Source organism: Prevotella dentasini JCM 15908 (assembly GCF_000614065.1).
Lineage (GTDB): Bacteria > Bacteroidota > Bacteroidia > Bacteroidales > Bacteroidaceae > Prevotella > Prevotella dentasini.
This window is the reverse complement of the sequence record NZ_BAKG01000033.1, coordinates 1-7,766: the sequence shown is the minus strand read 5'-3', so window position 1 is coordinate 7,766 and position 7,766 is coordinate 1. Positions and strand designations below refer to the sequence as shown.

Annotated in this window: 7 protein-coding genes; 3 read left to right on the top strand and 4 right to left on the bottom strand. The window is 49.6% G+C overall.

From position 1 onward, the window contains the following. Positions 1–373: 373 nt before the first annotated feature. A complete protein-coding gene (locus tag JCM15908_RS11160) occupies positions 374–2,035 on the top strand; it encodes an AMP-binding protein (protein WP_025003388.1) in 1,662 nt (553 codons plus the stop codon). A gap of 114 nt (positions 2,036–2,149) precedes the next feature. On the opposite strand, the gene JCM15908_RS11155 is transcribed toward JCM15908_RS11160, so the two are convergent. Continuing rightward, positions 2,150–2,899, bottom strand: a complete 750-nt coding sequence (locus JCM15908_RS11155) for a nucleoside-specific channel-forming Tsx family protein (RefSeq protein WP_025003387.1) — start codon at positions 2,897–2,899, stop codon at positions 2,150–2,152. A gap of 226 nt (positions 2,900–3,125) precedes the next feature. Here JCM15908_RS11155 and trmD point away from each other — a divergent pair, with 226 nt between their 5' ends. Beyond that, positions 3,126–3,803, top strand: coding sequence for a tRNA (guanosine(37)-N1)-methyltransferase TrmD (trmD, locus tag JCM15908_RS11150; RefSeq protein ID WP_025003386.1), 678 nt, complete (start codon positions 3,126–3,128; stop codon positions 3,801–3,803). A gap of 167 nt (positions 3,804–3,970) precedes the next feature. On the opposite strand, the gene JCM15908_RS15315 is transcribed toward trmD, so the two are convergent. The 3 genes from JCM15908_RS15315 to proS form a co-directional block, all read right to left on the bottom strand. Beyond that, on the bottom strand, positions 3,971–4,258 hold the full coding sequence (locus tag JCM15908_RS15315) for a hypothetical protein (RefSeq protein ID WP_234396453.1): 288 nt from the start codon (positions 4,256–4,258) through the stop codon (positions 3,971–3,973). A gap of 14 nt (positions 4,259–4,272) precedes the next feature. Continuing rightward, a complete protein-coding gene (locus tag JCM15908_RS13920) occupies positions 4,273–4,908 on the bottom strand; it encodes a hypothetical protein (protein WP_234396452.1) in 636 nt (211 codons plus the stop codon). Between the two features lie 127 nt (positions 4,909–5,035). After that, entirely contained in the window at positions 5,036–6,517 is a 1,482-nt protein-coding gene (proS, locus tag JCM15908_RS11140) for a proline--tRNA ligase (protein ID WP_025003385.1), read from the bottom strand. Between the two features lie 262 nt (positions 6,518–6,779). Between proS and JCM15908_RS11135 the strand changes: the two genes are divergently transcribed. Beyond that, entirely contained in the window at positions 6,780–7,460 is a 681-nt protein-coding gene (locus JCM15908_RS11135) for an OmpA family protein (protein ID WP_025003384.1), read from the top strand. Positions 7,461–7,766: the final 306 nt, after the last annotated feature.

Sequence of the window (7,766 nt, the reverse complement as noted above, 5' to 3'; positions counted from 1 at the left end):
TATAAATTTTCCGCTAACCGTATATAAATTTTCCGCTAACCGTATGTAAATTTTCCGCTTGTCGCAAATAAATTTTCTGCTAACCGCAAACGGTTTCCCGGCTGCCTGAATCTGCCCTTTTTCCGCTCACGTGCAGCACTCCCGCAGACGGATACATCTTCCCTGCAGCATGGAAGCCTCGCCCCGAACTCCCCTTCCGCCGCGCCCCGCTCCCCGTCCGCATGCAGGAGAAAATGCCTGCACTGCCATGACGGAACAAAACCATAATCCTGTCTTTATACAATATTTATAGTTGCAAAGCGGATTTGTTGCACATAAATTTTTGAAATGTGCAAGATTTTGAGTAACTTTGCACAAGTATAATTATTCTATAATGGAACAGTTTCCCAGCTTTAACGAATTGATTGAGAAGAGCATCATAGACCATTGGGACTTGGATGCCCTCACCGACTATAAAGGGAAGACCCTTCAGTATCACGACGTAGCGCGCAAGATAGAAAAGCTCCACATCATGTTCGAGGCAAGCGGCGTACAGAGAGGCGACAAGATTGCACTCTGCGGACGCAACTCTGCGGCATGGGCGGCAGCCTTCCTTGCCGTGCTCACCTACGGCGCCATTGCCGTCCCCATCCTACACGAGTTTACCCCGGAGCAGATTCACAACATCGTCAACCACTCCGATGCCAAGCTGCTCTTTGCCGGCGACGTGGTGGCGACGCAGATTGATGCCACCAAGATGCCCGGGCTCGAAGGCATCATCTACATCCCGGACTATTCGCTCGTGCTGAGCCGCAAGGAGCAGCTCACCTACGCACGCGAGCACCTCAACGAGATGTACGGAAAGAAATTCCCGAAGTACTTCCGGCAGGAGCACGTGCACTACTACCGCGAGCAAAGCGGCGACGAGCTGGCACTCATCAACTATACCAGCGGAACGACAGGGCGGTCGAAGGGCGTAATGATACCCTACCGCGCGATGTGGAGCAATGCCGACTTTGCCGAACACGTACTGGGCGACAAGCTCAAGGCCGGAGACAATGTCATCAGTATTCTGCCCATGGCGCACATGTACGGCATGGCGTTCGAGTTCATCTTCGAGTTCATCAAGGGCGTCCACATCTATTATCTGACGCGCGTCCCCTCGCCGGTCATCATTGCACAGGCACTGGCCGACGTCAAGCCCGTCATCATGATAGCCGTTCCGCTCGTCATCGAAAAGATTATCCGCAAGAAGGTCTTCCCGAAGATTCAGAACAACCGCATGCGCCTGCTGCTCAACATGCCCGTTATCAGCAAGAAGGTCAGGGAACGGATAAAGGAGGAAGTCTATCAGGCCTTCGGAGGCAATCTGTACGAAATCATCATCGGAGGAGCCGCCCTCAACGGCGAGATAGAGAGCTTCCTCCGCCGCATAGAGTTCCCCTACACGGTCGGATACGGAGCCACCGAGTGCGCGCCCATCATCTGCTACCGCGACTGGCAGACCTTCGTACAAGGCTCGTGCGGACAGGCGGCTTTCCATCAGGAAGTGCGCATCGACAGCGAAGACCCGGAGAACGTTCCGGGAGAAATCCTCACCAAGGGGCCAAACGTGCTTCTCGGGTATTACAAGAACGAGGAGGCGACGGCAGAGACCATCGACCCGGACAAGTGGTTCCATACGGGCGACCTCGGCACAATGGATGCCGACGGAAACGTATTCATCAAGGGACGCTCCAAGAACATGCTCCTCGGCTCCAACGGGCAGAACATCTATCCCGAGGAAATAGAGGACAAGCTGAACTCGCTCCCGCTTGTCAGCGAGAGCCTCGTCATTCAGCAGGGAGAGAAGCTCGTCGGACTCGTGCATCCCGACTACGACGAGGCCAAGAACCTCAACCTCAATGCGGAAGAGATTGCCGCCATCATGGAGCAGAACCGTACCGAACTGAACAATATCATCCCGGCCTACTGCAAGGTTTCCGAAATACGCGTACTCGAAGAAGAATTCGAGAAGACGCCGAAGAAGTCTATCAAGCGATACCTGTATAGTTAGGCTTGCCAAGCCGCAGACAGCAGGCAAAAAGCCGGGCACAAGGCCGAGAAATAACGAAACGGCTGAATCTCAAGCGAGATTCAGCCGTTATTCATTATCGCAGCAGCGGACGGATTAGAAAGTCCACTTCGCCGCAACGGTCGGAATGGCAAAGAACTTGTTATTGCGTCCCTCGTCGTTCCATACAAAGTTATTGCTGATTTCAACCTCCGTACCCAGCGACAGGTTTACGTTCTTCATGCCTTTCAGCGTGTTCAGGTTGAACCAGAACTGCGGCTCTGTCAGCAGGATGAGCTTGCCGTTCACGTTCGGGTCGTACCAAAGGTCGCAGAAACCGCTGAACGTGCACAGCCCCTTGGCAAAGGTCGCTCCCCAGACCTCCGTCAGCTGGAATCCGCTGTAAGGATGTGTGCCCGTATGTCCGTTCTTGAAATAATACTTATACATCAGCTGTACGCTGAAGGTCTTTGAAAAGTCCTTTGACGCCCAGTTCCACGCACCGCCGGCAAGCGCAGCGTGCTGATAGCGGTTGCCGTAATATCCGGCAGGCATCTCGCCCGTACCGGCTCCGCCGTTATACTCTACGTGTGCGGCCCACTGGCGGTTCTTGGTCAGGGCAAATTCACGCGCTATTTCCCAATAGGCTCCGATTGTACCGTCGTTCTTATAGTCTATGTCCGTGAAAAGAAAGGTTGAGCCCCACGAATCGGGCTTGAACATCTCGACAGTTGTCGTTACCGACTGCCGGGAACTTAAATCGTTGTAAAGACTGTGCCCAAGGTCGTAATGAACCTGCACGTTCTGCGCCTGAGCACCGCCCAAGGCTGCCACCGAAAGGAGGATAAGGGAAAAGATTCTTTTCATAGGTCTATAATTTAATGTTTATGTTTTCCTGCGGATACAGGGAGCAGGGCTGCCCTATGGGTCGGCTGGGTTTCCGATATTCATAGCCCCAAGACTTTACTTTGCATCATCGCCCTGCCCCTTTCTTGTCTTCCCAGCTTGCAGTAAGCCGGAAACGTCGGCAAAGTTACAAAAAAATACTAATGTATCATACTAATAAGGAAAGATTTGTTAACTTTGTAGCTGTATGAGAATAGACATTATCACCGTATTGCCCGAGATGCTTGAGGGTTTTGTCCACGAAAGTATCCTTGCAAGGGCAGAGAAGAAAGGACTGGCAGAGGTGCGGCTTCATAACCTCCGCGACTATACGCTTGACAAATGGCGTCGCGTAGACGATTATCCGTTTGGCGGACAGGCAGGCATGGTCATGCAAATTGAACCGATAGACCGTTGTATTACGGCCCTGAAGGAAGAACGCGACTACGACGAGGTAATCTTCACTTCGCCGGACGGCGAGCAGTTCAATCAGAGAATTGCCAACGAGCTGTCCATGCAGGGGAACTTCATCATATTGGCCGGACACTATAAAGGTATTGACCAGCGCGTCCGCGACCACCTCATCACCCGTGAGATTTCGGTCGGCGACTATGTCCTGACTGGAGGAGAACTCCCGGCGGCCATCATAGCCGATGCCGTTGTACGCCTTGTCCCCGGTGTCATCAGCGACGACCAGAGTGCCCTTTCCGATTGTTTCATGGACGATATGCTTTCCGCTCCCATTTATACACGCCCTCGCAGCTACAGGGGATGGGATGTGCCCGAGATTCTGCTAAGCGGCAACGAGGCAAAAATCAAGCAATGGGAATTTGATCAGGCGATGGAACGCACCAGACGATTGAGGCCCGACCTGCTGAAAGACTAAGCCGCAGGTTCGGTGATATAAATAAAATTGATTGCGCAAGGCCAATGGCTTTGCATGGCTATCAGAATGGTTTCACGACACGATTATATATAAGGTGGCATTTTCTTCACTTGAAAATGCCACCTTATATATTATATAGCCTTATCGGTATGCGATAGGACTATTAATTACTTCCAGTTACGGGAAAGAATCTTCGTGTTGGAGTTGACGTTCAGGTTCATGCCCATCATCTTGGTCTTACTCTCCGAAGCAGTGTCGTTTGCCCAGCCCGACTTGAGGAAATGATAGGTTGTAGTAGAGCTGAAGTCGATGTTTGTCATTCCCATCGCTTTCATCTGTCCCCAGTTGTTCTCTATCTGCGAGGTGGCTTCCTCGCCCAACCCCATCTTCTTCATATTTTCGATTATCATCTGCTTCACATCCTGCTCGGTCATATTGGCCTTGCTCTTTCCCACAACGGCTATCGTGCTCAAAACAGGCGTAACATCATAGGTTGTAATGGCTTGATGCCCTGTGCCAGCGTCATGTTCTCCGTATCACCAGTCTTTAGCGTTTTGCCGTACATGCCGAATACAGACTGCTGCTCAACTGCACTAATGACGTTCTTCTCGTCAAACAATTCACTGACACCCATAATCATCTTCTCTTTCGGGATGGCGTTGGCTATCTCGGGATTCGCCTTATAGATAGAGTCTATATTGCTAATGGCCTGTTTGCTTGCCTTGGCAACTACATCCTGATAGTTTACTATCTTTTGTATCTTGCCGTTCACGTCTGTCTGATAAACCACTGGGACATTAACTATATAACCGTCCAACTGATTGCCCATCTGACTTGCAACTTCATCATCGCCTTCTACATTCTGCTTGATTGTCGTAACCTCAATTTTGTATCCTTGGGGATTGGCGTCCAATACGACGAAACGTGTATCGGCAGTAGACGTGAACTGCTTGTTTCCACCACCCATCGGCAGTGCCATCTCGCCCTTTGTAACCGTCTGATAAACCGTAGTGTCGCCTTTATGGAAGTTGGCTTTAATTAATGTCTGTGCGCTCAATCCTACTGCGGAGAGAAGGAGAGCTAAGGAAAGCATTGTTTTCTTCATAATAGTTATGTATCTATGATATTTCAATCAATCAGAAAGACAAAGGAGAAAAGAAACCGAAGCCGACTTCTCATTGTCCGAGCAGCTTGGCTATATTTCGTTTTCTTCTCTCCTTGGTCATAAAATCTTAATAAGAACGTGCAATAAGCACACGGCATTTGGCAGGTTTACCACTTACCATATCAACGCCTTCGGTCTGCTCGAACATAAAGGGGACACAACGGATGGTAGCCTGCGTGTCTGCTTTTATCTTCTCCTCGGTTTCGGCTGTGCCGTCCCAATGGCAAAGGAAGAAGCCTCCGTCCTTTACTTTCTCCTTGAACTCCTCGTAGTCATCGCACTCGTAGATATGTGCATCGCGGAAATCCTTGGCCTTTCTGTAAATATTCTCCTGAATATCGTCAAGAAGATGTTTGATGCGCTCGACGATACCGTCAAAGCTGACGTTTTCTTTCTCCAAGGTATCACGACGCATAATTTCGATGGTGTTATTCTCAAGGTCGCGCCCGCCCATTGCCAAGCGCACCGGCACGCCCTTCAGTTCGTAGTCTGCAAACTTGAATCCGGGACGCTTATTGTCGGAATCGTCATATTTGACAGTAATACCAAGTTCACGTAACTGCTTAATGACTGGTTGTAACTTGGCAGAAATTTCCTGCAACTGCTCATCTCCACGGAAGATAGGCACAATAACAACCTGAATAGGGGCTATCTTCGGAGGCAGCACGAGGCCGTTATCGTCGGAATGAGTCATAATGAGCGCACCTATCAGGCGGGTGCTGACTCCCCATGAGGTTGCCCATACATACTCCGGCTTATTTTCTTTATTCAGATAAGTAACGTCGAATGACTTGGCAAAGTTCTGCCCGAGGAAATGGGAGGTTCCGCTCTGAAGAGCTTTTCCGTCCTGCATCATGGCTTCAATCGTATAGGTGTCCAGTGCACCGGCAAAGCGTTCTGTCTCGCTCTTCACTCCCTGAACGACGGGGACAGCCATCCATTTCTCGGCAAAGTCGGCATAGACACGGAGCATCGTCCGTGCTTCTTCCTCGGCCTCCTCGCGGGTAGCGTGCGCAGTATGCCCCTCCTGCCAAAGAAATTCCGAAGTGCGGAGGAAAGGACGGGTGCGCATCTCCCACCGCATGACATTGCACCATTGGTTGCACATCAATGGTAGGTCTCGCCATGAATGAATCCAATTCTTATAGGTGTTCCATATAATTGTCTCGCTCGTCGGACGGACAATGAGTTCCTCCTCCAGACGCGCACTTGGGTCTACCTCTACAGAGTTGCCATCCTCACTGGCTTTCAGGCGATAGTGGGTAACGACGGCACACTCCTTGGCGAATCCCTTTACGTGTTCGGCCTCACGCGAGAGAAAACTCTTCGGAATCAGCAATGGGAAATAAGCATTTTGCACGCCTGTTTCCTTAAACATTTTGTCAAGCTGTGCCTGCATCTTTTCCCAAATAGCATAGCCATAAGGTTTTATGACCATACATCCGCGGACGGCAGACTGCTCTGCAAGTTCCGCCTTCACGATGAGATCATTGAACCACTGAGAATAGTTTTCGGCTCTCTTGGTCAGTTCTTTCAGTTCTTTTGCCATAATATTCTTTTTTGTTTTATTTTTCTAATGACAGGTATCGACGAATAGCAATAAGATAGGGAGTTTCCCCACTCTAATAGGAGTTTTCCCTGTGCCGCATCGGTGAATACCACTAACTTTGTGGCAAAATTACAAAAAAATGTTGGCAAATGATACAATCTGCCCGTATTTGTTTAACTTTGCACCACGCTGAAACGGAAGCTCCGGCATCGGCGGCAAGAACAAGATAGAATAATAACAATAATATCAATTTAAGGAGATTATGAAGAATATGAAGATGATGGCGGCCGGCCTTTGCATGCTGACCGTCGTAAGTTGTCAGACAAAGCAAGGAACAGGCAGCCTTCTCGGTGGAGGTGCAGGTGCAGTCATCGGCGGAATCGTCGGTAACATCATTGGTAAGAACACTAAGGGCACGGCTATCGGTGCTGCCATTGGCGGAGCTATCGGTGCAGGTGCAGGTACATTGATAGGACGCCACATGGACAAGGTTGCTCAGGAAACGGCAGCTCAGGTTCAAAATGCTCAGATAGAACAGATAACCGATGCCAACGGCCTGAACTGCGTGAAGGTTACGTTCGATTCGGGTATTCTCTTCCCAATCAACAAGTACACCCTCAATGCCTCTTCCAAAAAAGAGTTGGCCGACTTCGCCAACGTAATGAAGAACAATTCCGACTGCGACGTTGCTATCAAGGGCTACACAGACGCTTCCGGCAACGACGAAATCAATCTGCCATTGTCGCAAAACCGTGCCAATGCTGTTTCTTCCTATCTGCGTAGCAACGGTGTACCTGCCGCACAGATTCGCACCGTTGAAGGGCTGGGAAGTGCCAATCCCATTGAGGACAAGACCGTCAGCCAAAAGAACCGCCGCGTAGAGGTTTATCTCTATGCTTCCGAAGACATGATTCAGAAGGCAAAGAACGGAACACTGAAGTAAATGATTGCAGGCTCTTTCTAAAATAACAAAGCCTTTTTGAAAGTGAACCCCGAAAGTTAGACAAAAACTTTCGGGGTTTATTATGCCAGAAATTATAAAGAAATGCAATCGTCATACCTACAATGCCCCTGCTTAGATATATACATCTTCAAATACAAGGATAATAATAATTAATTGGAGGCGTACATAACTTTTATAGGAAAGTACCGATTTCCGACAAGATTGGCCGTTGTTTTCCGGGTTTCAGGGAGGCCTCAAAATTACATACGGTTAGCGGAAAATTTCTATACGTATAGAAATATTTTT